General features: G+C 54.8%; 23 protein-coding genes and 1 pseudogene. 3 read left to right on the top strand and 21 right to left on the bottom strand.

Annotated elements, in window-relative coordinates:
• Window positions 1-3 precede the first annotated feature (3 nt).
• The 12 genes from NE562_RS17715 to NE562_RS15130 form a co-directional block, all read right to left on the bottom strand.
• The gene (locus NE562_RS17715; protein WP_330646034.1) at window positions 4-1,089 is read right to left on the bottom strand and encodes an amino acid ABC transporter ATP-binding protein; all 1,086 of its coding nucleotides are present in this window, start codon (window positions 1,087-1,089) and stop codon (window positions 4-6) included.
• The gene (locus NE562_RS15180) at window positions 1,086-3,305 is read right to left on the bottom strand and encodes an ABC transporter permease subunit (RefSeq protein ID WP_280963263.1); all 2,220 of its coding nucleotides are present in this window, start codon (window positions 3,303-3,305) and stop codon (window positions 1,086-1,088) included. Before NE562_RS15180 ends, NE562_RS17715 begins: the two co-directional genes overlap by 4 nt.
• Complete coding sequence (locus NE562_RS15175; RefSeq protein ID WP_280963262.1) at window positions 3,306-3,725, bottom strand: ATP-binding protein; 420 nt, start codon at window positions 3,723-3,725, stop codon at window positions 3,306-3,308.
• Window positions 3,722-5,440, bottom strand: a complete 1,719-nt coding sequence (locus NE562_RS15170; protein ID WP_280963261.1) for a PP2C family protein-serine/threonine phosphatase — start codon at window positions 5,438-5,440, stop codon at window positions 3,722-3,724. The genes NE562_RS15175 and NE562_RS15170 overlap by 4 nt, the downstream gene beginning before the upstream one ends.
• Window positions 5,437-6,021, bottom strand: a complete 585-nt coding sequence (locus NE562_RS15165) for a GNAT family N-acetyltransferase (RefSeq protein ID WP_280963260.1) — start codon at window positions 6,019-6,021, stop codon at window positions 5,437-5,439. The genes NE562_RS15170 and NE562_RS15165 overlap by 4 nt, the downstream gene beginning before the upstream one ends.
• 16 nt (window positions 6,022-6,037) lie before the next feature.
• On the bottom strand, window positions 6,038-7,789 hold the full coding sequence (locus NE562_RS15160) for an MATE family efflux transporter (RefSeq protein ID WP_280963259.1): 1,752 nt from the start codon (window positions 7,787-7,789) through the stop codon (window positions 6,038-6,040).
• The gene (locus NE562_RS15155) at window positions 7,789-8,085 is read right to left on the bottom strand and encodes an STAS domain-containing protein (protein WP_280963258.1); all 297 of its coding nucleotides are present in this window, start codon (window positions 8,083-8,085) and stop codon (window positions 7,789-7,791) included. The genes NE562_RS15160 and NE562_RS15155 overlap by 1 nt, the downstream gene beginning before the upstream one ends.
• 16 nt (window positions 8,086-8,101) lie before the next feature.
• Window positions 8,102-8,350 carry a hypothetical protein gene (locus NE562_RS15150; protein ID WP_280963257.1) on the bottom strand — a complete coding sequence of 83 codons (249 nt, stop codon included), beginning with the start codon at window positions 8,348-8,350 and terminating at the stop codon, window positions 8,102-8,104.
• Window positions 8,351-8,534: 184 nt separating this feature from the next.
• The gene (locus NE562_RS15145) at window positions 8,535-9,839 is read right to left on the bottom strand and encodes a sensor histidine kinase (protein WP_280963256.1); all 1,305 of its coding nucleotides are present in this window, start codon (window positions 9,837-9,839) and stop codon (window positions 8,535-8,537) included.
• Between the two features lie 20 nt (window positions 9,840-9,859).
• Entirely contained in the window at window positions 9,860-10,594 is a 735-nt protein-coding gene (locus tag NE562_RS15140) for a LytR/AlgR family response regulator transcription factor (RefSeq protein ID WP_280963255.1), read from the bottom strand.
• 220 nt (window positions 10,595-10,814) lie between these two features.
• Window positions 10,815-11,129 (bottom strand): hypothetical protein, encoded by a 315-nt coding sequence (locus NE562_RS15135; RefSeq protein ID WP_280963254.1) that lies wholly within the window; start codon window positions 11,127-11,129, stop codon window positions 10,815-10,817.
• Entirely contained in the window at window positions 11,105-13,024 is a 1,920-nt protein-coding gene (locus tag NE562_RS15130; RefSeq protein WP_280963253.1) for a hypothetical protein, read from the bottom strand. Before NE562_RS15130 ends, NE562_RS15135 begins: the two co-directional genes overlap by 25 nt.
• A 394-nt stretch (window positions 13,025-13,418) precedes the next feature.
• On the opposite strand from NE562_RS15130, the gene NE562_RS15125 reads away from it, so the two are divergent.
• Window positions 13,419-14,873 (top strand): GntR family transcriptional regulator, encoded by a 1,455-nt coding sequence (locus NE562_RS15125; RefSeq protein ID WP_280963252.1) that lies wholly within the window; start codon window positions 13,419-13,421, stop codon window positions 14,871-14,873.
• Window positions 14,874-14,950: 77 nt separating this feature from the next.
• Here NE562_RS15125 and NE562_RS15120 read toward each other — a convergent pair whose 3' ends face one another.
• Window positions 14,951-15,256, bottom strand: coding sequence for a hypothetical protein (locus NE562_RS15120; protein ID WP_280963251.1), 306 nt, complete (start codon window positions 15,254-15,256; stop codon window positions 14,951-14,953).
• 170 nt (window positions 15,257-15,426) lie between these two features.
• On the opposite strand from NE562_RS15120, the gene NE562_RS15115 reads away from it, so the two are divergent.
• Complete coding sequence (locus NE562_RS15115) at window positions 15,427-15,645, top strand: helix-turn-helix domain-containing protein (protein WP_280963250.1); 219 nt, start codon at window positions 15,427-15,429, stop codon at window positions 15,643-15,645.
• Window positions 15,646-15,808: 163 nt separating this feature from the next.
• Here NE562_RS15115 and NE562_RS15110 read toward each other — a convergent pair whose 3' ends face one another.
• The 7 genes from NE562_RS15110 to NE562_RS15080 form a co-directional block, all read right to left on the bottom strand.
• Window positions 15,809-16,093, bottom strand: a complete 285-nt coding sequence (locus NE562_RS15110; protein ID WP_280963249.1) for an ArsR/SmtB family transcription factor — start codon at window positions 16,091-16,093, stop codon at window positions 15,809-15,811.
• Window positions 16,056-16,670: a 4Fe-4S binding protein gene (locus NE562_RS15105; RefSeq protein ID WP_280963248.1), complete on the bottom strand. Its 615-nt coding sequence runs from the start codon at window positions 16,668-16,670 to the stop codon at window positions 16,056-16,058. Before NE562_RS15105 ends, NE562_RS15110 begins: the two co-directional genes overlap by 38 nt.
• A complete protein-coding gene (locus NE562_RS15100; protein ID WP_280963247.1) occupies window positions 16,667-16,873 on the bottom strand; it encodes a 4Fe-4S dicluster domain-containing protein in 207 nt (68 codons plus the stop codon). Before NE562_RS15100 ends, NE562_RS15105 begins: the two co-directional genes overlap by 4 nt.
• 124 nt (window positions 16,874-16,997) lie before the next feature.
• On the bottom strand, window positions 16,998-18,302 hold the full coding sequence (locus NE562_RS15095; RefSeq protein WP_280963246.1) for an ABC transporter substrate-binding protein: 1,305 nt from the start codon (window positions 18,300-18,302) through the stop codon (window positions 16,998-17,000).
• Window positions 18,302-21,208, bottom strand: a complete 2,907-nt coding sequence (locus NE562_RS17840) for a response regulator (protein WP_280963245.1) — start codon at window positions 21,206-21,208, stop codon at window positions 18,302-18,304. The genes NE562_RS15095 and NE562_RS17840 overlap by 1 nt, the downstream gene beginning before the upstream one ends.
• 465 nt (window positions 21,209-21,673) lie before the next feature.
• Window positions 21,674-21,961, bottom strand: coding sequence for a DUF6809 family protein (locus tag NE562_RS15085; RefSeq protein WP_280963244.1), 288 nt, complete (start codon window positions 21,959-21,961; stop codon window positions 21,674-21,676).
• A gap of 153 nt (window positions 21,962-22,114) precedes the next feature.
• A complete protein-coding gene (locus NE562_RS15080; RefSeq protein WP_280963274.1) occupies window positions 22,115-22,324 on the bottom strand; it encodes a hypothetical protein in 210 nt (69 codons plus the stop codon).
• A 374-nt stretch (window positions 22,325-22,698) separates the two neighbouring features.
• On the opposite strand from NE562_RS15080, the gene NE562_RS15075 reads away from it, so the two are divergent.
• Complete coding sequence (locus tag NE562_RS15075; RefSeq protein ID WP_280963243.1) at window positions 22,699-24,477, top strand: DUF4209 domain-containing protein; 1,779 nt, start codon at window positions 22,699-22,701, stop codon at window positions 24,475-24,477.
• A 48-nt stretch (window positions 24,478-24,525) separates the two neighbouring features.
• Here the strand turns inward: NE562_RS15075 and NE562_RS15070 are convergent.
• Window positions 24,526-25,494: pseudogene (locus NE562_RS15070) on the bottom strand (IS256 family transposase); the annotation flags it as partial.

Raw genomic sequence — 25,494 nt, 5'->3', positions numbered from 1 at the left:
TCCCTATGAAAGCTGCAAAACAAGCCGGTTTTGCGATTCTGCGTAACAATGGCTGTGCGCAAGCACCCGGCGGGACAGCAGCTTGACGGGCAGGTCTTGGGCGTTTGTTTCAAACGGATCGAACGACGCACCGCCATAGGTAACGATGATTTCACACCGGCCGTCCAGCGCGGAGGCCGCGGCGGAAAAGGTGAGCGCCACGGGCTCCCCCATCACTTTCAGCAAGGTCTGCACGCAAAGCTCCTCAAACACCATTTGGATGCTTTGCACATCGCGCGGCGCAAGCATCTGACGGCGGCCGAATTCCTCGATCGCGTTGTTGATCTCGATAAAATCGAACTGGCGCGAGGTGATCTCGCGCTCGAACACCTTGAGCCGCTTGACGAATACCCGTGTGCGCTCCCGCCCGGGCGCGTCGAATATCTGCTCCGGCGGGCCGTCCTCGTATATCTCGCCCCCATCCATATAGAACACGCGGGTGGATACATCGCGCGCGAACTGCATTTCATGGGTGACGATCATCATCGTCAGGCCCTCGCGCGCCAAATTGCGGATCACGGCCAGCACCTCGCCCACCATGGTGGGATCGAGCGCCGAGGTGGGTTCGTCGAACAGGACGATCTCCGGCTTCATGGCAAGCGTGCGGGCGATGGCCACCCGCTGCTTCTGGCCGCCGGACAGCTCATCCGGGTAGCGCAGGGCCTTTTCCGCAAGGCCCACCAGCTCCAAAAGACGCATACCCTCGTCATATGCCTGCCGCGCGGGCAGGCCCAGCAGGTCCATCGGGGCCATCATGACGTTTTCTATGACCATTTTGTGCGAAAAGAGGTTGAAGGACTGGAATACCATGCCCATTTTGCGCCGCACGCGGGACAGATCGATCCCGGGCTGCATGATGTTCTCTCCATCCACTAGAATTTCACCCGAGGTAGGCGTTTCCAGCCGGTTGAGGCAACGCAGCAGCGTGGATTTTCCCGTGCCGGACGGCCCGATGATCGAGATAACCTCGCCCTTTTCGATATGCGCGTTCACGTCCTTGAGCGGCGTTACGCCGGGAAATTCCTTACGGAGGTGCCGGATGGTGATCACGGATCATTCACTCCTTTCACCTGCCGGGGCCTGCGCTTCGGGTCAAGCCCGGTCTCCACGCGGGCGATCGCCAGCGTGAGCAGGTTTGCGATCATAAAATATAGAATAGCGGTGGCGATCAGCGGGAAGAACGCTTCCAGCGTGCGGCTGCGAATGATATCGCTCACCTTGGTCAGATCCTGCACGGCGATGTAGCCCACCACCGAGGTCATTTTGACCATGGAGATAAACTCGCCCTTAAAAACAGGCAGGAAATGCCGCGCCGCCTGCGGAAACGTGACCTTCCAAAAGGTTTGGCGGCGGTTGTAGCCCAGCGCGGTGGCGGCCTCCTGCTGGCCCTGATCCACCGCGTCGATGCCGGTGCGCATCATTTCGGAAACGTATACGGCGAAATTGACCGAAAAACCGATGACCGACACGGCCACCGCCGAAATATCCAGCGCGCCGAACACGACATAGTAGAGCAGCATGAGCAGCACCACGATCGGCGTGCCCTGAATGATGCGGATGAACGCCGCGCTCGCCCCGGCCAGCACCCGACTGCGGCTACGGCGCAGCATGCACACCCCAAAGCCCAAAAGTGAGCCGAAAATACCGGAAAGCACCGAGATAATGACCGTAAGCCCCAAACCGTTTGCGATCATCTTCCACCGGTTTTCGGTGATAAAGGTGCGGATGAAGCTGGCTTTCAGCCCATGGAACAGTCCTTCGTCCGGCGCGGCCGCGCTGTTTGGGCGCGCGGCCAGCACCTGCGGATTATCAAAGTAGGGCGCTGTAAAGTCAACGCTTTGCCGCCGCTCCGGCGTGGCGACGATGTCGGAAAGAGCGATATCCGCTTTGCCGGATTCGAGCGCCGGGAGCAGCGCGTCGAACTGCATGTCGATCAGCTCGACCTTTTTATCGAGCGCCAGCGCCAATCGCTGCGCGAGCTCCACGTCGATACCTGCGTACGCCCCGTCCAGCACAAAGCAGATGGGGGTCACATCGGGCGAAATGGCCACACGGAGCGTGCCGCCCTCCCCCGCGGCCTCTGGAATAGCCACCGGGGCGTATTCATCCGGCGGGGCCTCGGTCCAGCGGGAGACCAGCGCGGCAAGCGTGCCGTCCGCCGCCAGCGCGGCAAGCGCCTCGTCCAGCGCCCGCCGCAGCTCCGGCTGCGCCTTGGACACAGCGATGGAGCAGGCTTCGTCCACCACGCCGTCGCGGGCGATGGCAACAGCCGGGTCGGTCTTCATGATGTACTGCGCGGTCGCGCGCGAGGATAACACATAGTCCACCTTGCCGCTTTGCAGCGCCAAAAAAGCGTCCGCCGCCGCGGGATACATTTTGGCTACCGCCTCCGGGTAGGTTTCCGACAGCCACGTCTGCGCGGTCACGCTGGTCAGCGCATAACGGGCGGTTGCGGGATCGGCAAGGGTCGCGGCTCCCCCGTTTTTTCGCGCCACGAGCACCTGCGGGTTGGCAAAGTAGGGTCGTGTGAACGCGACGCTCTGCCGCCGTTCCTCGGTAGCCGTCATGTTGGAGATGATCACATCCGCCTTGCCCGAGGCAAGCGCGGCGGTCAGCGCGGAAAACGGCATGTTCTGGTATTCCACACGCAGGCCGAGCGCATAGGCGATGCGCTCAATCAGCTCGCAGTCCAGCCCGCGGTAGGCCCCGTCCTTGACAAAGCACATGGGTTCGCGGTCGGCGGCAATCGCCACGCGCAGCACGCCGTTTTGCCCGTCCGAAGCGGGTATCTCGCGCAGCGCATAATCCTGTCCCTCGGTCGTCCAGTCCGCGACGACCTGCCGGAGCGTCCCGTCGGCCTCCAACTGATCGAGCGCCGTGTCGATCGCGGCGAGCAGCTCTCCGTTTTCCTTGTTCACGGCGATCGAGCTTTCCTCCATGATCACGTCCTTTTGGCTTATCTCCAGCGCGCTGTTCCCGCGCACCGCGTTCAGCGCGGTCGTGTAAGCGGTGAGCACATAGTCGATCTTGCCGCCCTCCAGCGCTAAAAAAGCGTCCGCGATGGCGGAATAGGTGCTGATCTTGGCATCCGGATAGGTCTTGCCAATGTAGGCTTCGGCGGTCGAGCCGGTCATCACACCGTAATTGGCCGTTTGCGGATCGGCCCGTTCGCCCTTCTCCAGCGGTTCTTTCGCGCAGCCGCCAAACGCCGCCGCGAGCAGCGCCGCCGCGAGCAGCGCCGCCCAAAACCGCATGTTCTTTTTCATTCACTGCCCTTCCTTTACTTGCTTGCGAATGGTCAAAATGTTTTTGCCGCCCTCGTAAGCGTAGTCCACCTGATCCATGGAGCGTTTGACCATTAGGATGCCGAGCCCGCCGATTTCCCGTTCCTCGGCGGAAAGGGTCGTATCGGCGTTCGGCTTTGCCAGCGGGTCGAAGGGCCTGCCGCTGTCCAAAAACTGAATGGTCACCCGCAGCGGGTCGCCCCCCACGGCGCAGCGGACGGTGGCTTCGCCGATCTCGGGGTGGTACGCATAGTGGGCGATATTGACGTAAATCTCCTCCACGGCGATGGAAATCTGCGTGGCCGCCTTCATCGGGCAGCCGCCGGACTCCAGCTCCGCTTCGATAAAGGCCTGCACCGTTTGCAGCGCCTCCAGCGTGGCGGGTACGGTCAGTTCTTTCATTTGCCTTGCTCCTCCGTTCCTCTCAGCATCAGGCTGAGCATGGTGATATCGTCAAACTGCGGGGCGTCGCCCACAAAACGGTCGATATCCTGCTGCATACGCCGCAGCAGCGTCTCGCAAGAAGCGTCCTTGTTCCGGTTCAGCGCCGCCAGCATGCGGCCGGTGCCGTATAGTTCGCTCCGCGCGTCGGTGGCTTCGGCCACACCGTCGGTGTAGAGATACAGCCGGTCGCCGGGATGAAGCGCCAGCGTGTATTCCTGATAGCGCGAGCCCTCCATACCGGCCAGCACAAAGCCGTGCTTATCGCGCAGCAGCGCGTAGTCCCCGCCGGCTTTTTGAACGGCCGGGTATTCGTGCCCGGCGTTTGCCGCGACCAGTCTGCCCGTCGAAAGTTCGAGAACGCCGAGCCACGCGGTGACGAACATTTCCGCTTCGTTGTTCTCACAAAGCTGGTTATTGGCCTTTTCCAGCGCCGCGCCCGGCCCCAATCCGGTCTGCGCGATATTTTTGATCAGCGTCTTGGCGATGACCATGAACAGCGCGGCGGGCACGCCCTTGCCGGAGACGTCGGCCATGACCATGGCCAAATGATCGTCATCGACCAAGAAGAAATCGTAAAAATCGCCGCCCACCTCTTTGGCCGGGGTCATGGTGGCGTAGATATCGAACTCCGGCCGCTCGGGGAAGGCCGGGAAAATACAGGGCAGCATGGACGCCTGAATGTGCGTCGCCACGCCGAGCTCCGCGCCGATGCGCTCCTTTTCAGCGGTCACGGCGGTCAGCTCCCGGATATAGGTGCCCAGATCGATCTCCATCTTGCCGAGGGCGCGCGCCAAAAGCTCGATCTCGTCCCCCGTGTGGATATCGAGCGCTTCCGCGGAAAAGCCGGATTCGTCCCGGACAAAGCGTTCCGTGTGCTCGGTAATGGTCTGTATGGGCAGCAGCACCTTGCGCCGCAGATAGCCGAGATACAGGAACACAAAGAGGAATACCAGCGCGACCGTGGCGAGAATGACCGAAAAAACATATTCCATCAGCGTTTCATCGATCAGCAGCATGGGCACGTAAACGTCAAGGATGGCCACCACCTTGCCCGCGCCGTCCCGCACGGGCAGCATGGCGGAGGCGGTGTAGCCATACGCGCTGTGGGAGATAAAATAGCTGTTCGAGCGCTCGCCGGTGTCATAGATGCGGCGCACCTCGTCGAAATATTTAGGGTTCATGGGGTCGGTCATGCCCAGTTGGTTCTGGGGGAAATAATCGTTCTGCGCGTCGAAAAAATAGACCATGTGACTGGTCTGCTCGTCGCGCACGGGGATATAGAGCAGGATGTACTGCGCGTTGGAGCTTTGGCGAATCAGGTCCAGCTCCTCCGCCATGCGCCGGTACGCTTCGCCGCCCGCCGAGGCGACGCGGTAGCGGTCGCCCTTTTCGTAGGGCGCGTCGGTGACGGCCCACGTCCCGTCCTCCTTCCGCCGTTCCCGGATGAGCCGTCCGTTCGCATCCCTTTCCAGCAACCCGGAAAGCAGGTCGCCGTCCACTTTATCGAGCGCGATGCCGGCGATCGCATAGGAATTTTCATTATAAAGCCGCTGAATGGTGGAGCGGTATTTGACAAAGCCGATGATACAGCTCGCAGCGGAGACCGCCGCCGCGAGCAGGACAAAGCCCACCAGAAACCGAAAGGACAGGCGGCGGCCCGGCGTCTTTTTCATGCTCCTTCCCCTCGCTTTCTCACAAAGATCGCCGCCGGGCAAACGCAGCGGGTCTCGCCGCAATAGGGGCAGGCGAGACCCGGTTCGTCATACCAGACATGCTCGCTGTCCCGCAGGTAGCAAAAGCCCAGCCGCTCTAAAATGCCGCGCACCGGTATGTGATAGCCCTTGCGCCACGCAACGCCCAGCAGGAAATCCGCGCCAAGGGCAAAGAGCGCGTCGGCACACGTGTTTTGCAGGCGGCACCCCAGCCCCTTGCCGCGAAACGCCGCTTCCGTGCCGAGCGATTTGCAAATGCCCACCCGCGGCTCGCGCGCCGGGGAAAGCGCACGGAGCGCCGCCGGCGGCAGCTTGGTCAGCGCCGCGGCTTCGGCGATATCGGCCAGGTAGGTCAGGCAATACCCGGCCAGCACGCCGTCCGCCGTGCGCAGCACAAGGCAGACCGACGCGGTTCGGCGCAGCAGCGCGCGCAGCTTTTCCGCGCTGTACAGCCCCTTGCCCACGCAGCGGTCGCTGAGAGAGAGCACATCCGCCACATCGGCTTGCGTCATGGGGCGCAGCGTGGGTTCCGTATCCTTCATGCCGTGCCGCCTCCTTCTATAAAATAACGATCAGCGTGTTCACCCCGAAGGTACGCTGCCAAGTCACCGCCTGCGCCAGCCCCGTGATCAGCCGAACGCCCAATGCGTCGCCCTGCGCGTCCTCCCCCGCCTCCCGATACCAGCGCAGGGGATCGAACATCCGGCCGCCGTGCCGGATGCGCAGGCCCACCGTGCCGGGCAGGCAGAACACGCGCACATCGGCGTACTGCGTTTCATCCCCGTCAAAGCAGTTTTGCCGGATGACCGTGAGCAGTTCTTCGATGGACAGGCTCACCGCCATGGTGATTTTGGGCGAAAGTTTGTTTTGCTCGCAAAAGGCGGTGATCCGCTCGCTGGCATCCGCCGCCCCGGCCGGATCGCTCGCCACGGAAAAGTTCAGGCTGTGCCCCTGCCGTTCCAAGGATTCATCCAATAGATAGAAGCGGGAAAGCGGCCGCCTGCCGCGCCGTACCAGCGCGGCGAGCAACGGCCAGACCGAGAGCGTAAGCAGTTCGGACAGGGGATAAAACAGCCATACCAGCCCCGGCGGCGCGAACGCGGCCAGCAACGCCGCCGGCCCGGCGGCGAATAGAAAGATTCGCGCCGCGGTAAGCGCGTTGGCCAGCGCGATATGGCCCGCCGTATTGTAAAAAGAGATCAAAATGCCCCCCGCCATGGCAAAGGGCAGGCTCAGAGCGAAAAGCCGCAGCGCGGGCGCCCCGACCGACAGCGCAGCCGCGCCGGTCAGGCCGAACAGCGTGCAAAGCTGGCGGGCGCACACCGCGCTCGCCAGCGCGCACACCGCGATCAGGCGCTCGCCCGTGTCAAACTGCCGCCGCAAAAGCCGCCGGATGCTGGCCGTGTCCCGCTCGCCGCCGTATACCCCTAAAAGGGGCGCGGCGGTTTGCGGCACGCCGCTGACGAGCGCCAAGCTGAATTCGCCCATGCTGTTCACCATGGTGAACACCGCGACGAGCGCGCTGCCGCCAAGGCCCAGAAAGATCCGGTTGAGCACGATCAGCCGCGCGGCGGACAGCAGATTGTTCAGCGCGGCCGGGCTGCCGATGCGCAGCACGGCCGCGATCTCTTTGGCGGAAAAAGAAAACCGCTGCAAATGGAACGCGCTCGCCCGCTGGTGCAAAAAGCCCATGCCCGCCGCTACCGCGACAGCGGTGGCCAGCACGCTTGCCGCCGCCGCGCCCGCCATGCCCCAGCCGCAGCCCGCCATAAAAAGCAGATCGAGCGCGGCGTTCAGGGCGGTCATCGCCAGCATAAGGCCCGTGACCAATCCCGGCCTGCCGTCCAGCCGCAGGTACTGAAAGGGCAGATACAGCAAAACCTTGCACACGCCCCCGATCAGCGTGACGCGCAGATAGGCCGCCGCCAACGGACGCACCGCGCCCGCCGCCCCTAAAAAGGCGGTGAGCGGATCGAGCAGGCAAAGCCCCAGCGCCGAAAAAAGCAGCCCCGACGCGAGCAGCAGATAAAACGCCAGCGTATAATCGCGCCGCCCGGCCGCCGCGCCCGCTCTGCCGATCGCTACGGCGGAACGGATTCCCGCGCCGGTGGCGATTAGCGAGCCGAGCGTGCACAGCAGCAGATACACGGGCGTGCACAGGCTGATCGCCGCAAGGCCGTTCGCCCCCAGCAGATTGCCGATGATCACGCTGTCCACCATCACGTTTACCGTGCCGCCCAAAACCGAAAGCACGGTGGGCCAGAGAAACCGGCGAAAGGTTTGGTTTAAAAACCGATCGTTCTGCTCCATTACTCGATCGTCAGGATTTCCGTAAAGCCGGTTACCTCAAATACCTCCATGATGGTCTCGTTTACCCCGCGCACGGTCATTTTCCCCTGCCGGTTCATCCGCTTCTGCGCCGTTAAGATCACGCGCAGACCGGCGGAGGATAAGTAATGCAGCGCCGTCATATCGAGCGTCAGCTCGGTCACACCGGCAAGGTTTTCTTTCAGCTCCGCTTCCAGCTTCGGCGCGGTCACGGTATCCAGCCGCCCTTCCAGCGCCAAACACAGGCTGCTTTCGTTTTTCGTTTTGGTAATGGTCATCGTTCGGTTCCTCCTGTTACGTTTCATTTTTGGTAAAACCAAATTTGGTGTCCACCCGGTTTTCCATGCAGCGGCAGATACTGCTGCGCATATGGAGCTCCGTGGATTTGCGGAAATCCGCGTATTTGCAGTACCAGCACTCGCGCACATTGGCCAGCGGACCGCCCGATCCGACCCAGTGCGGGCAGCCGTAATCCTCGGTCACGATGGGGTAGCCCTCGTCCGTCACGCCGATCATCCCGCCGTGGGCTGTTTTCTCGTCCATAGACGCGCGTCCCTCCTTTTTTTCGTATTGGTAAGGCTATGGCCCCTATTTCATCCTTTATTTTCACTTCTACCATACCACCCTGCCCGCCGTTCCCGCCCGCAAGAGGACGATCGACGGCTTTTTGGGGACAAATGACAACGCGCCCGCGCACGGGACGATCCCGTGCGCAGGCGCGAAAAGCTTAGTTTTTCAGGGCAAGAACCACCTTAAGGATGAATTCCCCTTCGGTTCTGGACACGCTGCAATAGCCGTGATATTGGTGCGCGACGCGGCCGATTCCCGCAAGGCCCAAGCCATGGCCCGGCTCCCCCTTCCGGCTGAGCAGCCGCCCATCCGTTTCCTTTACCACGCCGTCGTAGCTGTTTTTGATCTCCAGCGTCAGATTCCGTCCCGCGTACCGGGCGAACAGCGCGATATAGCGCCCCTGCCCCGGCCGCTGCCGCGCGCAGGCGTCCAGCGCGTTTTGCAGCGCGTTGCCGAGCACCGTGCAAAGATCGACCGGGGAGCACGAGAGCTCCACCGGGATCTGCGCGTCGCAGCGAAAGTCGATTCCCTCGCGCCGGGCCTGTCCGCCATAAAACCCAAGCAGGATATTGGCCGTGTAATTGGCGCAATACAGCACATTTTTCGTATCCGGCGTTTGCTCGATCAGCGCGGCCAGATAGTCGCGCAGCAAGGCATAATCGCCGTTTCGCGCATAGCCGTCCAGCACGCGCATGTGATGGCGGATATCGTGCTGCATCTGGCGGACCTCCTGTATGTGCCGGGTCAGCGTTGTATAATACTGCTCGGATTGGCGCATTTGGGTGGTCAGCTCCTGCACCTGCGCATGGGCCAGCGCGTTTTCCTTGATTGTCATCATGGTAAAAAAGGATAAATAATAACCGCAGGCCAGCAATACCACATACAGAATCAGCCGCAGATAGTCGCCCGGCGGCAGCGCGTCGCGCACCCGCCATGCGTCGAACCAAAGCAGCATCAGCACGTAACCGACCAGCGCAAAAATGGTAAGGCTGTTCAAATGCGGGCCGAACTGGCGCAGCCGTTCGACCATCGGATCGCGCAAAAAGCGAAAAAACAGAAACACATAGGCGGCGGTGAGCACAAAATACAGCGCCACAAAGGCCGCGCGCGGGTTGAACACCGGGAAAAAGCCGTAAACCAGCAACACGGTGTAGCGCGCCGTCACCGCGGTGAGATACATCGAGGTATCCACAAAGAAATAGGTAAAAAAGCGCTGCTTTACCGGCACATCGAACAGGTAAAGATAGACGAACACCGCCAAAAACCCGGTAAACTGCCCGGAACAGTTGCCTATGACCGGACGCAGCAGCTCGCCCAACACAATGATGAGCAGCGTGCAGACCGTCCAAGCGCAGACCGTTTGCCACCGCCCCCGCTTGGAGCGGTAGAAAATATGCGCCATGCCAATGGAAAAACAGATCATGGCAAGCCCCACTATGGAAGCAGCGGCAACGCCCAACATAGTAAGGGGCCCCCTTTCATTCAAATGCGCGTCAGCTCGGCTTGCGCCAGCAGGTATTCAAAGTAGTCCGCGCGTATGGTTTTGGCCCCGCGCTGACGAATGGGGATGCGGGCCCCGGAGAGCATCAGAAAATCGTCCTCCACGGTGCGCACCCGGTCCATATTGACGATATAGCTCTGGTGGCAGCGGAGAAAGCCGTGGCCTTCCAGCTCCCGCTCCACATCGCTGAGTTTGGCGTAGACCCGGTGCTCCTCGCCGTTATCCAGATGGACCAACAGCACGTTGCGCCGGCTTTCTATGTACTCAATCTCCCGGTAAGCAATGCGCCGGCCCTTGCCGCCCTCCCGCAGCAACAGAGTCTTTTGGCGGCCGTCGTACTCCTCCCGCAGAAAACGGGCCAGCAGCGCCGCCGCTTTATCCCCATCCAGCGGCTTGATCAGGTAGCTGTAAGCGCACACATCATAGCTTTCCAGCGCATAATCGGGCGTGGTGGTCAAAAAAACGATGGGCACGCGCGGCGCGAACCGGCGCACGCCTCGGGCGGCCTCCATGCCCAGCATGCCGTCCATATAGATATCCAGAAAGATCAGGTCAAAGCTGACCAGCCCGTCCTCATAATCATCCACCAAGGTTTCGCCCCGGGCGTATTCCGTTAAGATATATTCGTAGGGGTGGGCGGCAAAATAAGCGCGCAAAAAGCGGGATAGCAGCTCCCGCTCTGACGGTTGATCGTCGCAGATCGCAATGCGCAGCATTTCCACCCCTCCTTTCCCCAACTTATCCTATCACGGATCAAAATCGCCCGCGTTTTCGGGGGACATTCGACGGCTTTTTCAGGAGATTTGATCGTTTGGGTGTCACCATTATAGCAAGTCATGCGCAGGAAAGCGGCCGTTTTGCACCAACGCATCATATACGGTACGAACACCGCGCGGCGGACAAAAAAGCGCCCCTCTCCCGAAGGAGAGAGGCACTTCAGGCTGTCAAAAAACTATTTTTGACAGCCTGTCGATCGAAACAAAGCTCCATTTCGATCGAGAATTCCGGCTGCGGCGCAAGGGGGTCTTTGACACGCTGAAGGGCGCGTTGCAAAATAAAAGAATGTTCCAAATTCTTGTCATTCTGAGGAGCGAAGCGACGTAGAATCTCGCACGAACGCGCGGCTTTCACGTTCATTCCGCGCGTTCGCGCGAGATTCTTCACTTCGTTCAGAATGACATACGGAATTTCTTTTGTTTTGCAACGCGCCCTTGGAATCGTTTGTTTTACTTTTTGCGGCGGCGGAACCATGCCGCGCCGCCTAGGATCACCGCGCAGGTGGCAAGCGTGGCCGCGGCGAAGCCGGGCACACGGGCGGGCGGCGCTTCCTCCGCTTCTGATGCGGGCGCGGCCGCGACCTGCGGCGTGAGCGCCGCTCCTGTTGGCTCCATGTGCGCCTCGTGCTCCGCGCGGTTCTCCGGCGCGGACTCGGCGGCAGGCATCGGAGCGGGCGCGGCGGCGGCGAAAATCGCCCGCCCCATCGAAGAGACCGCCTCCGGTATGGGAATCGTTTGCACGGACGGTTTTGCCGGTTCTTCGGGTTGGAGCGCCGCCGCGGGCAAAGGCGATTCCTTTTCGCCGGCGGCAGGCGGCTCGCCAGCCGAATCAGTCTTCGGCGCGGGTTCCGGTACCGGTTCGGGCGCTGGAACAGGCGTTTTTTCGGTCTCTGTTTTGCCGTAGCGGTCGTGCGAGCCTTGCCCGCCGCCGCCATGGTCGCCACCGTTATCGGTTCCATCGGATTCTTCCCCGCTGCCCACCTTTACGATATTGGTGGCCCCGGCATAGGCCGTGCCCTCGATGACCAGACGGGTGTCAAAGGCTTTGTCAATCTCCAGCCGGACCGTGAAGGGCGGCTGTCCCACATCAAACAGATAACCTTCCAGCAGGTTTTCGCTGTATGCGGGGGGCTCTGCGGCAGGCCCCGTGGTCGCCACCTTGCCCCGGAACCACGCGCCGCCTTCGGTACGGAACTCCGCATAGATCGCCGTCGCGCCGGTCAGGTCGGGCAAATGATCGTAAGCAACCATGTAAACGCCGTTGCCCAGCGGTTTTACGCTGACCTTTAGCTCCTCATACGGAACAGGCTCCAGCACGCGGACCGTTACCTCCGCCCGGATGTTTCGCGGATTGACGATATGGTTCGCCGCCAATACGTCGCCGTCAAAATCGCCATAGACCGTATAAGCGCCCTTGGTCAGCGGATCGGGCAACGCCGACAAATCCCAGTGAATGGGCACGTCCGCGACCGAGCCATAGGAATCTTCCATATCATAAAGCACCTCGGTCGCCGCCGCGAGCGGCAGACTGCCGGGGCGAACGCCGGACAAGCACTCGATCTCCTTCACCAGCTCCGTCCACGGGTCGGCATAGTAGCCGGATAGAATGTATTCTTTTTGCGGCTCGGGCGGACCGGGCCCCGCGTCCTCCGCCGGGTACACGGTCGACAGCTCGTCCACCGTCAAGACGCAATTCCCGGCCGAAAACAGGATGGCAGGCGCGTCGGCTTCGCCTTCCAAGCGGATGTTGCAGTCATACAGTTCCACATCGTTGCCGCAATAGACCGCGGCGTCCCCGCCGCGCACGGTCAAATCCACCTGACGCAGCCGGAGCGGCGCATTCCATATGGCGCCGCAGAGAATACCGGCGCGGACGCCGCCCCCTGCCGGTACGCCATCATACGTCGCATCGATGTAAAACCGCTCCCCCTCGCCGGTGAGAAGGTGCGTGCCGTCGCTCATCAGCAGAATGGCGGGACAATTCACCGTTTGTATGGTACCGGCGCGCAGATTCAGGCAGCCGCCGCTGATGATAAACGGCCCCATCGAATGGTTCTCTGCATAAACGGTAAGGTTTGGATTGTTAAGTGTCAACGTGGCATCCCCCGCCGCCACAAAGCTGTACGGCTCCGTCGCAATGATCCGCACGGCGGTATCGGTCTGCCCAAGCTCATACACGCCGCCGGACAGCTTTACATTGCCCATTAAATACAGATCGTGCGTTTCGGAATCCGCGCTGCCCGCCGTTTGATACAGCGCGTAAAAGTCCTCCCAATCCATGACCTTCGGCGGACCCCAAGCCGCCGCCCGAACCGACAGCAAGCCGGCCAGACAAAAAAACAGAAGAAAGGCACGTTCCAATCGCTTCATAAACGGCCCTTCCTCTCTTTTGGTTTTTTATTATCTTATCACAAACCGCGCCGCTCCTTCAACGGTAAAACGGCCCTGTAAAAACGTGCCTGTTGCGGTCCAATGTCATTTAGTTAAGGGAAACGCATTGGAAAAACAAGGGCGTCGCGCCCTACATTTTCTGTGTTTGCGATACCCTTTTATCTTGCTTGCCCTTAACTAAACGACATTGCGCGCATGGGGCAGGTCTTTCTCAAAAGTCAAATATGCTCACGTCCATACTTATTTATCAGAATAGCAAACAACCGGAAGAATGGCAACAAATAGCGTAAAATGTAGAAGATTTGAAAGTTAAGTGATATAATAGGAACAGCTTTTATTGCAGTACAGACACAGCGAGGGGGAGGTACCGGCAATGGATCATACGACGGAGCTGCAGCAAGCGGTCTACAATGTTTTGTTGACGCAGATACAATTTGGAACATATCAGTTTAAGGAAAATCTACCCGCGATGGATGTCGCAAGCAAGCAATTTCTTGTTTCACTCGACACCGTGCGCGCCGCCTATCGCCGACTCAAGCAGGAGGGGTATATTTCGCTTTCCAAAAATGTAGGCGCGATCGTGCAGGTGAAATATCAGGAACCGCAAACGATAGCGCATATACGGTCCTATTTCGCGCCGCGGCGCAGCGCGCTGATCGATCTGAGTGAATCCATGGTGCCGCTTTTCGGCGGCGCGCAGCGCATCGGCCTAAAGCACGCGCACCCGGAAATACTCGATGATATGGAGCAGCTTGCTACAACGGACGCTCCCGCGCCCACCGCCATGCTGCATCATTTAAAGCAGCAGTACGCCCCGCTGGGAAACGGGCTGCTCATGCGTCTGGTATGGCAGATCTACATGTTTTATCAGGCGCCCTTTTTCAGCTTGCCGGCGGAGATGCGGCGACTTCAAGGCTCCACCGAATATGTGCCCCAAGTGGTGCGTTACTGCCGCCGGCAGGACTGGGCGGCTCTTCACGATATCACAAGCCGCTTTCAAGAGGCGCTTTCCTCCGCCCTATGCTGTTTTCTCAGGGAGGATATCCCCGCCCAGTCGCCGGGCGAGGAGATCGCGTTTTGCTGGAGCTCCTATCGGAAGCCGTCGCAGCTTCGCTATTCGCTTGCCATGGAGCTTTTGATCGAAATCAACAATGGCCTCTATCCCGCCGGAACGCTGCTGCCCACCTTGGAGCAGTTAGCCAAGATCAAGAACGTTTCCATCAGCACGGTGCGCCGGGCGCTGGCTTTGCTCAGCAGCATCGGCGCAATCCATGCGACGCCGAAAATCGGCACAAGGATTGTGCCGTTTGATCAGGTCAGCCAAAACTGCGATTTTTCGCTTCCCACATTGCAGCAGCGTCTTTTAGACACCATACAAGGCCTGCAATTTTTAGCGTTGTCCTGCAAGGATGTCTCCCGCGTGACGCTCGCTTCACTGACTCCTTCTGAAATGCAGCAGTGGAAGAAGCGTCTATGCGAAATATCCAAGCAGCAGCGGTACGACGTCACTTCCTATAGCATCATCAAGCTGATCACAAAGTTTTCCCCCTATCAAACCATACGGCAGGTATACACGGAGCTGCTGCGTCAATTTTTCTGGGCTCACGCGTTCCGCAACATGTACGACCAGCCGGATACCATTCGTAATGTATACAAACCCTCTATGGAATGCTTCATCGAATGTCTGGATCAGCAGGATATCGCGCGGTTCTCCTCCCGGCTGGAAACGCTCATGCTCCACGAACTCCGTTCGGGCGTGGCGTACCTGCTTCAATTAGGCGTGGCGGGGGCAAAGGATATTCTCATTCCCGACGAGCACGACGATTGACCGCGCCGCGCTGATTTTATTTGACAAAAAGGCAGGCCGGTTTCTGGACGATCGCCCAAGAAACCGGCCTGCGGTGTTCATTCAATATCACGTTCCATCAAAAGCTGATGAAGCAGCCGTGCTCCACATTTTAAGCCTATTTCAAAATAAACATCCTGATATGCTGTTATCGCTTTGGATATGTCCATGAAAACGGCATCTAATTTCGCTCGGTCTGGATATGTAGTCTCTAAATAGCGCCACATAGGTGCGCTGTCCTCATCAATTTTCTGCTTATATCTCCGCTTATCAATGCTATTCAAATCTCCGATATCGTTGATCAACAACCCTCGCACTACTTGTAAATTAGCCCGATTAAATGTTTGCTCGATATAATCTAACATTTTCTCCCCTCGCTTTCTTATCTAGTTAATTAATTAACTCTATAATCAAATTATAAGCTTTGAAAACAATTTTGTCAATACTTTTTTCATTTTTTAGTTAAGTAATTAATTTTTAATTGATTTTATTAATCACACAGCATATAATTTAACTATATAAGAGGGGTGATAATATGGGCACCATGTCTAAATTAATTAATTTATTATTGATCGAAAGAAACATGAGCAAAAAGGAGCTGGCTGAAAAAATTGGCACCACACCGTCCAATATCAGTGGCAAATTACGCAGAGATAATTTTTCAGAAAAAGAATTACAGGATATTGCCAAAGTCTGTGATGCTACCTTTCAAGGCATCTTTATTCTGAATGAGACCGGTAAAGAAATAAAATAATACTTTTTCGCTCACTATTAGATTTATGGTGTCGTTTTTGCTTTATTCTAATGAGGGGCAATTACATATGCCCATCAAACGGGCTATTGGCAAAAATAATAAAGAGGATTCTGTCCTATTGCAAATAAGACAGAATCCTCTTCTTTATTTATAACTTGCTCTTTCACTCCGCGCAGTAGTGCTCTTTAATGGAACCGAGCAAGGCCACCACACGTTGATCCTGTATTCTGTACAGAACGTTCATGCCCTGTTTTTCCGAATCCAGAATGCCCGCTGCGCGCAGTTGAGCCAAATGCTGCGACAGCGCTGAGGCTGTGATATGCGGCGTAAACTTATGGATTTCGCCCACGGTAAGCGGTCCCTTCATCAGCGCGCACAGAATGAGCAACCGGTGTTCGTTTGCCAGTGTTTTAAGTAATTCCGCGATCTTCTTGGCCTGCTCCTCCACAACTGCCGCATCCTTTCTTTTGTTTTATTTTACAAATTCCCTGCGTCATCGTTCCCATGGGGCAATACACGCACCAAGAACGCGGCCGGAACAGCACCATGGTAACAAGCCCCAGCACCGTTGAGGTCATCATAACGCCGAAAAAGCCAAAGGCGAACTGCGCCATCCATGGCGCGACCATGCCGACCTCGGCCCACTGCCACGGCAGCTTGAATACCCACAAAAGCGTAACCGCCTCCCGCAGCGGCGCGCCGGCGAAAACCTTATAGGTGCTGAAAAGCATCAGGCCGAACATGGTCATAAAGAAAGCCAGAAAGCCGTACCGGAACCATTTGCTGCGCAAAAAACGGGGCGGCGGCGCGTTCCGCGACAGCTTTAATTTTCCGCCCAGCAACCCCAGCAACTGGCCGCGGCCGCAAAACCGGTTACAATATGCTTTGTTGCCGCCAATGATGGCGATCAGCAACGGAACGGCGAAAAATATAACGCCCAGCCACGCGAAAAGAATATTGCACAGGCCCAGCACCCAATATAATAGCTCTGCGATCCATAAAAACTCGTACCAACGCTTTTTCATTCCGCTGCCCTCCGCTCCACGACTGTTATGACGGCAGCGGGACAAATCTTGGCGCATTTACCGCAGCCGACACACTTTTCTCCGTCAATTTGAGCGATCACGCCCGATGCAATGCGGATAGCGCCCATCGGACAAGCCCCCACGCAGCTTCCGCACGCCACACAATCCCCGCCAACGCGGGCAATCTTCAATGCTCTGCCCATACTACCTCCGAATAATTAAGCAATTAAGATATTTCTAATATACTGTATTCGCAAGGACTTGTCAATATGCAAAAAAAGCAAAGCCCGCTTTCGGATATTCTCTCGAAAGCGGACTTTTGCCTATTTAATGTTCCCCATACAGGGAAACCTCTTGCTTCTGTCTGGCGTCATATTCTGCCGTTACTTCCGCAACGCTTGCGCCCTGACAGAGCCGCTGGCTCAGCTCCCGCACCGTATTCCAGACATTGAAATGCAAGCGAAAATCCTGATTGGGTATCTGACCGCCCTGTGACACACATGCGATGATCGACTTGGACTGGGTGATATTCGGCGCCGTGGCATTTTGGGAGGAAGATATCTTTCCCAGATGTTCCGCAAAGGAATCGAGGGTTTCCGTTTCTCCCAGCGCTTCCACGATCGCTATGGCCGCGTCCAAATGTTCGGAGCCCGGATTAATCGCTAATCTTTGATCCGCGCCCACCACACAGATGGAGCCGTTTTCCAATATAGGCAGGGGCGTCATCTCAATTTCAAACGGGTAATCTTCAAAGGTCTGCCCGCGATAGATGGCGCAGATAAACGCGCAGTTTTCTTCTTGAAAGAACGCCTTTTCTTCCTTGCTGGACGGCAACGTGCCGAGCGCGGCTTCCGGGTCCATATAGCCATTGTCGATCAGCATCTGAAGGAACGAGAAACCCTTTTCCATATATTCACTGATCGATACCGTACCATCGGACAGCAATGCAAGCGTTTGCTCCGTGTTTTCGCCTTGGTAAATATCATAGAGGCCCGCGCACATGACGGGAACCGTCAGCGAAAAGTCTTTATTGGCGCCGTAGGGCAGCACGCCGTTTTCCTTTAAAGTCTCACAAACATGCAAAAACTCCGCTAGATTTCCCGGCACCTCCAACCCGTATTTTTTGAGCATATCCACATTCCATACAAAGCCAAAGCAGGTATAGGTCAGCGGAACAGAAAACACCTTTCCGTTATATGTGCTCTGTATCAATGCATCCTGCGATAGGTTGGCCGTACAGTTCAGATTGGACATATCATAAATATATCCTTTCTCATCAAACTCCAACACATCTTCCGCAGGGATCAAATACAGATCATCAGCGGTTCCCGAAGCCAACCGTTTTAGCAGCAGCTCGCGGTATGACAAGCCTTCGTCCGCGTAAAAACTGGCGGAATCACTGTACACCACGATGTTGGTACTCTTATCTTGATTGAGCACGTTTTTGCAGCACGCTTCTATTGCTTTGGAAACGGTTTGATTCTGCGTAAAAATCTTTATCGGCGTTTCCGGGATGCTTTCATCCAGATATAATTCCGGAGCAGACTGCCCATTGCCGCAGCCGGTTCCCAGCAGCAGCAACGCCAGAAGCGCGCCGAGCAGCACGCCGCCTTTTAAAAAACTTCGCCCCATCACATCCCCGCCTTTTTCTGATCGTTATTTAAAAACCGACGGAGTGTGGCGTATAGCTTATCGATCTCCAATGGTTTTCCGATATGCGCGTTCATGCCCGCGTCTTTGCATTTGCGGATATCTTCCTTAAATACATCCGCGGTCATGGCGATTACCGGGATCGTAGCGGCATCCGGCCTGCCGGAGCCTCTGATCGCCCGCGTCGCTTCCAATCCATCCATTTCCGGCATATGGACGTCCATCAGGATCAGCTGGTAATGCCCCGGACTGCTGTTTAAGTAGCGATCCAATGCTTGTTGCCCGTTCCTAACGCTGTCTACCAACGCGCCGCTGCTTTCCAGAAGCTCTATAATGATCTCGCGGTTCAGTTCGTTATCTTCCGCCGCCAGAATTCTGACGCCTTCTAGGCTTAAGCTTTGTTCCGTTCCCAGCGCTTCCGTTTTGCTTTTTTCGCCCCGGATGTAGTATCTCAGCTTCTCCAAAAGGCCGGATTTGAAGATCGGTTTCGTCAGAAAACCGTTAATGCCCGCGCGGACCGCCTCATCCTTCACGCTTTCCCAATCATATGCGGACAGCAGGAGGATCGGCACTTCGCTGCCCAGCCGCTTTCTGATCTGTCTCGCCGTTTCCAGCCCGTCCATTTCAGGCATTTTCCAGTCCAGAATGACAACGTAGTAATCATCCTTTCTAACATGGGCGTTCCAGAGCTGTTCCACCGCCTCCGGTCCATTTGTAACCCAGTTTGCGCGAATGCCCGTTTCCTGCAAGATCAGGCTAATGCTTTCACACGCGTCCTGATCATCATCCACGATCAGCGCCGTATAACCGGCTAGGTTCGGGTATTCCCGCGCCTGCTGCGCCGGCAATTTCAGCGGGATCTCCACAGTAAAGCACGATCCCTCGTATTCCCGGCTTTGTACACGGATGTCCCCGCCCATCATGTCCACAATGCTCTTCGTAATGGCAAGCCCCAGCCCCGTGCCGGTGGTCTGGCTCATGCGGCTGTCCTCCGCCCGTTCAAAGGGCTTGAATATCCGTTTTAGGAACGCGGGGCTCATACCGATACCGTTGTCTTCTACCACAAAGCTCATCCGTATTGTTTCCGCGTCCACCGGCGTTTCTGTGATCTGCAAACTGATCTCGCCGCCCGCTTGCGTATATTTTGCCGCGTTGGACAACAGATTGAGCAATATTTTCTGCAAATGCAGCCCGTCGCTGATTACGGTGTCATGCTCTAATATCTGCGATTTCATCAAAAGACTCTGGTTCTTTTTATCCATATCCGGTTTCAGGAAGGAAAGAAGATTGGCGATCAGGCTGGGCAGGTGCACGGTTTCTTCCTTCAGGCTGATCCGTCCGCTTTCGATTCGGGACATATCCAGCACTTCGTTGATCAGCTCCAGCAAATGCCCCGAAGCGCCCGTGATCTTGTTCAGGCAGGATTCGACCTTTTCGCGGTCGTCCAGATTGTTAAGCGCTATATTCGTCATGCCGACAATGCCGTTCATCGGCGTTCTGATATCGTGAGACATCGATGAGAAGAAAGCCGACCGCGCGCGGTTGCTGTTCTGTGCCTGCGTCAGGGCGTCCGCCAGTTGCTCACGCATGTTATGTTCCTCGGTCGTTTCATGGAACACCGCGAGATATTGGCCGTAATCCGCAGGAATCAGATGCACCGCGATCCAGCGCTTCACTTCGTTCGGGCCGACCCCCACCATCGATTCTCTGGTGGTCTGTTCTTTCAGCGTTCCGTTGAAAAAGCTGCTTCTGTCGGCGTCCCCTTGCGGCAATCCGCTGGCGTCAAATATCCGCTCCGGCTTTTCCTGTGCCTGCTCCGGGGTGATGCCCAGCAGGCCCGATAGATTGTCCGAAACCAGCTCTACCTTACGTCCCGCCGGGGTATAAAGGAGGAACGCGAAATCGATATTCGCAGAAAGGTTTCCAAACAGTTTTTCCCGATACTCTTTTTGCCGCACATCCGCCTTCATCGATTGCCTTCCCGCAAACAGCGTGGCGACGGAGAGCCCGCCAAGCAGCAACAGCGCAAACATCGTGCAAAGCATGATAATGATCGGCTTTGCCTCCTGCTGCAGAACCGCGCGGGGGACGACGGTAATCAAGTAGCAGCCCTGCGGCGATTCCACAGGAAGAAAGCCCAGCAGAGATGGCTGCGCCTCATTGGTCACGACAAGCGTTCCGCTCTTTCCTTCCTGAATCACGCGGCGAAGCGTATCCTGTATGGCCGCGCCGTTTTTCTGCTTTGCCAGATAGCTGTAAACATCCGTTTCCGACGCGGTCCCCCGTGATTTGATAATAAAATCCCCATTGCCGTCCACCACATAAGCGGAGCCCGCCCCATTATGGAAGGTAAACAGCGTAGGCAGGTTATAATCATCAATAATCCGGTCCGCGTATACCGCGCCTATCTGTTTGCCCTCTCTGAAAACGGGCGACTGATACGTGATATGGATCCGTCCGCTGGCGCCATGATAGGGCGCCGACATGCCGTCCGTCCCCTTGGAAAGCGCGATTTCGTCAAACGGAAGATCCGAGGCATAAACGGCGTTGCCTTCGCTGTCCACGCCCTCGCCTTCCATATCAATATAAGCAAACCGGAAAAAGTCTGTGGAATCCGCATACTCCCGCAGGGTCTCCTCAATCACGCCATTCTCTTCCAGCGCCAGCAGCTCGGTCAGCGCGGATAATAGCTCCCGATCCAGCGTGATCTTATTGTTCAGCCCCTCGCTGATGACCCGGCTGGATGTCAAAAGGTTCTGATTGGCGCTTTGGTTCATTCTGCCGATGATCTGCAAAAGAAAAAAGCTGGATATGGACAAAGCGATCACAAAAATCCCCGCTGATACCGCAAGTATCGCGCCCGATTTCTTTTTCTCCTTTGCTTTCACTTTCACACCTCCATGCACATTTCTTTATCGCTAAAATAGGCCGCCGCCGCATGTTTTCTTTATTTTTCTGTGAAATCAATCCATTGCGGCACGATTACTTTGAAAATGATAAGCCGGTTTGATAGCTCCCTTGAAACGCTGTAATCATATTATACCAGACACATTCTAACATGGAAAGCATTAATCTTTCGTATTTTGATCACATACCTATTTATCCCCCCCAAAAAGACAGCCCTGTTTGTGCCGAAAAACAAACAGGGCTGCCTTTTAGGAAGCAATCCATCGTTCAGACAAATGTTCGCGCCACATGTTTTATGTGGCTTAGTTTTCCTCGAAAACCGTTCTCATAAATTCAGCGCCCAATTAAAGCTGTGTGAAAATGCGTCGGGCTCTGCTATCTCACCGGACTGTATAAAGATTTTCGAGCTCTTGGAACCGCTGGCAATCATCAATATACGGTTCATTTTATAATTCCTCCCCGCCAATATATAGATCATCCATTCCAAGAAACGCTTCCGCAGTCATGATCAGCCCCAATTTATAGCCATGAACAAGGTTTTTGACAGCGGTAAGCTGATTTAATTCGCCCTGCGCGGCAACATACTTTTCAAACAGGTCTTTTTGATCGACTTCGAGCCTGTTCTGCATTTTTTGTTCCAAGCGCGCCACCAGCTCAATGGCTTTGCCATATTTAGAGTTTTTGTCAAAACCCTGTACCTGCGGCGATACGTTTCCATATGCAAACTCTTCCAATATGCTTTGCATACCATCATCCTTTTCATAATGTTGTCCGGCATTGCTTGAAAGAAATGACAGCGCATGATATACTATTTACGCTGCATTTGCCTTCGGGCATCTGTCGGTGTGGGAAGTGGCGTGTTACTCGCAAGGTGGCCGCCGCTTCCTTCATTTTTTGAGGTCATCCTTCAACTTCTTAATCCCGCGCCTTGCAGCCTCCATTTTGTTGCCGTTTTCCTGTTCGCAGTAGGCATCTAAAATCTGCTTGCACTCTTCGTCATACTTAACGGCCATTCTGTAAGGCTTCGGATTATCCGTCTTAGGGCCTCTTTTTTTGCCTGTTTCCAGTAAAACACCTCCCAACAAAAGCAGGGTCACCCCAATTATAAAACCGGGTGACCCTATTTGTTAAGTGTGTCATAAAATTATTGCAGATAAAGCACAAATCCGAACCCTTCGCCAACAGATACAACCTGTCGTGAGTGGTTCGGATTATGTGCGTTTGGTGCGAATGCTCTTACAGCATTTTTTGAAGAAATCCAGTCATATCAACGGTTTGCGGGCCGTCACGCAGCGATATTTACCCCTAAAAACTGAATAGCAACAGTCATTTTAGCGGGATTAAGTTTGGACTCAGCGTATAGACAAAAGAAAGAAGCTGCTGTACAATTAATTCGTTCAACATTGTAGGAAATTGGTCGTTGAAATCCCCATTGTGAATTTAAGCAAAGCAATAATACAGGGGGCAAATTATGACAGTATACGAAGCTTTACAGCAAATAACGAATAAATCATTCGTGTTATTCGGAACTGATGCATTTCAACCTGATATATCGGCATTAGATAATGAAGCTGATAAATATACCTATAATCTGATAAAAGATGTGTGTAGTTTGCATGCAGAAATAACTGATAAGAATATTGAATTTCAGCCTTCTATTGTCCTGAGAGGAAGACGCTCCTTTGCACTTCAAGATATGGAAGAAAATGATTTTAAGTTATTGGAATCTTTGAATCTTGATTTGATTCCAGTAAACATCTGTGCAAGGATTGCTGACATGTTGTGGACGCAGAGAAAAAGCTATGCTCATGCACTTGTGGCAATAGATGCATATACCAATTTGTTTGAATTGCTGTTCTCTGAGAATGACTGGATAGAAAGTCTTGATATGATACGCAGGGCGTTATGCATATCAGCGCAGGTAAATCAGCAAGAAAAGCATGTGCAGGCTTGTAAATCAGTATATGATAAAATCCTAAGAATCAATGGAACAGATGAACTATTCCTGTCGCTTAATTTGATTGAAATCATTGTAAAAGAAAAATACGGAGACATCGGCAGGTTAATTGAAATTTTGAACAAAGTCATTCAAAACTCTGAACCCGATGTACATAAAACTGAAACAGCATATGAATTGACTATCGAATGTTTCAAATGGAAAAAAGACAATTCAGGAGTATATGATACATATATCTCCTTAGCACAGTACTATGAAAAGAAGGCTGGAGAATTATCGGACGATGATTTTCGATCGGTTGTCATTGCTGAAGGTTTTTTAAAGAAAGCCGCTCTTCTTTATAGGAATAATAAAGAACCTGAACATGCTGAAAAGATCCAAAAGCAAATTGTTTGCCTCCAAAGCAAGATACCTCTTTCTATGGGTGTCATACAACGAAGCTATGATGTAAGCAATCTACATGTATATATGGTAGAGTGCTTTGATGGACTGTCATTTCAAGAAGCCCTTTTGCGCCTTACCCAGTTTACCTCGTTTCGGAAGAAAGCAGATATAAAAAGCACTGTTATTACAGAATTGAAAGAGCATCCGCTATCCCACTTATTTTCAAAAAAGTTTACCAATGCCGCTGGACAAACTGTACTTGCTTTAGATCCCTTGGATATGAAAAATCCAGAAAGCGATCAGAAATTATTGGAAGCACATATGCACAGACAGATGCTTCAATATGAAGAAATAGAAGGAGATTTATATTTAGGCCGTGCGTTAGGAATTATCAGAAATAACTATGACTTTGTTATCGATGATATAGACTTCTTGGTTTTGTCCAATCCTATTATTCCACAGGAGAGGGAACGGATATTTAAAAGCGCAATCTATATGGCACTAAAAGGACAGGTGTATGAAGCAATCCATATTTTATCATCTCAGGCGGAAAACCTATTCCGAAATTTAGCCAAGGAACTAGGCGCGCTAACAGTTACTTTAGAGAATGATGGAACTTCAAAAGAGAAGGTTCTTACTTCTGTATTTGATTTGCCGGAGCTTATTGATGCTTACGACAATGACATTTTATTTTTGTTTGAGGGGTTACTAAACACACCAGCTGGAGCAAATATTCGCAACGATGTTGCACATGGTCTGCTTACAGAAGCAGCAGCAAAGTCTGGAGCTTGTATTTACTTTATTTGTGCGGTTATCCGGTTGCTTTCTTATACTTCATTGAAGTGTGGGGAGCTTTTTGCTACCAGTACGAAGATAAAAGACTTAAAGCCCCCAACGAAGGATAGGTAGTGTCAAGAATTATGCGCAAAAAGGTATGCAGAATCTGAGTGGAAGAAGTCAGCCGGCAAAAGAAACGTCCTCGACGGAAGTCTCCGTGTGCTTCATATTCATATACTTCTTATTGCTCCACTGGAGAAACCCAGCGACATGGCGAAGCCGAGCACAGACCAGCATGAGGGCGGAATTGCCGTCCGGGAAGCAGCCTACCACTCTGGTGCGGCGGCGAATTTCCCGGTTGAGACGCTCAATGACATTGTTGGTACGGATGCGTGTCCAGTGCTCGCTGGGGAAATGGTAGTAAGACAGGGTCTCATCAATCCCATCTTCAACCTTTTAGGCTGCTTTCTTGAGCTTCATGCAGCGCAGTTCTTCCACCACGGCTTTGGCTTTTACCCGGGCGGCTTTCTTACCTTCTTGGACATGAATCGCCTTAAGCATTTTGGCTACCAGCTTCACCTTAGAGCGCGGCGTCACAGAGAACACATTACGATAAAAATGGACTGTACAGCGCTGGTATTTGGTATTCGGAAACACCTCATAGGCAGCTTCCAGCATACCTTGACATTTGTCGCCAACAATCAGCTTTACACCATTCAGGCCACGCTCACGGAGCCACTGAAAGAAACTTACCCAACTGGCCTTGTCCTCCTTCATGCCCTCTGCGGCACCCAGAACCTCACGATATCCATCCTCATTCACGGCGATCGCAACCAGAATGGCCACATTCTCAAACTCTCCGCCCCAGTTGCGCCGTAAGTAGAGCCATCCACATAGACATAGGGGTAGCAGCCGCCTTTCAAAGGGCGATTCCGCCAGTCCTCAATGTGCACGTATGCTTTCTTGTTCAGCTCACTGATGGTGGAGGGAGAAACCTTACTGCCCCAAAGCGCTTCGGTAATGTCCTCTACGCGCCGAACCGAGACACCGGCCAGATACATTTCGATTAGCGCTTCTTCCACGCTGCTTTCTCTGCGCCGATACCGCTCTATAATTGCAGTTTCGAAGGTTGCACCCTTCAGGCGCGGA

Source organism: Butyricicoccus faecihominis (assembly GCF_024462775.1).
Classification (GTDB): domain Bacteria; phylum Bacillota; class Clostridia; order Oscillospirales; family Butyricicoccaceae; genus Agathobaculum; species Agathobaculum faecihominis_A.
This window is presented reverse-complemented; position numbering and strand designations above follow the sequence as displayed.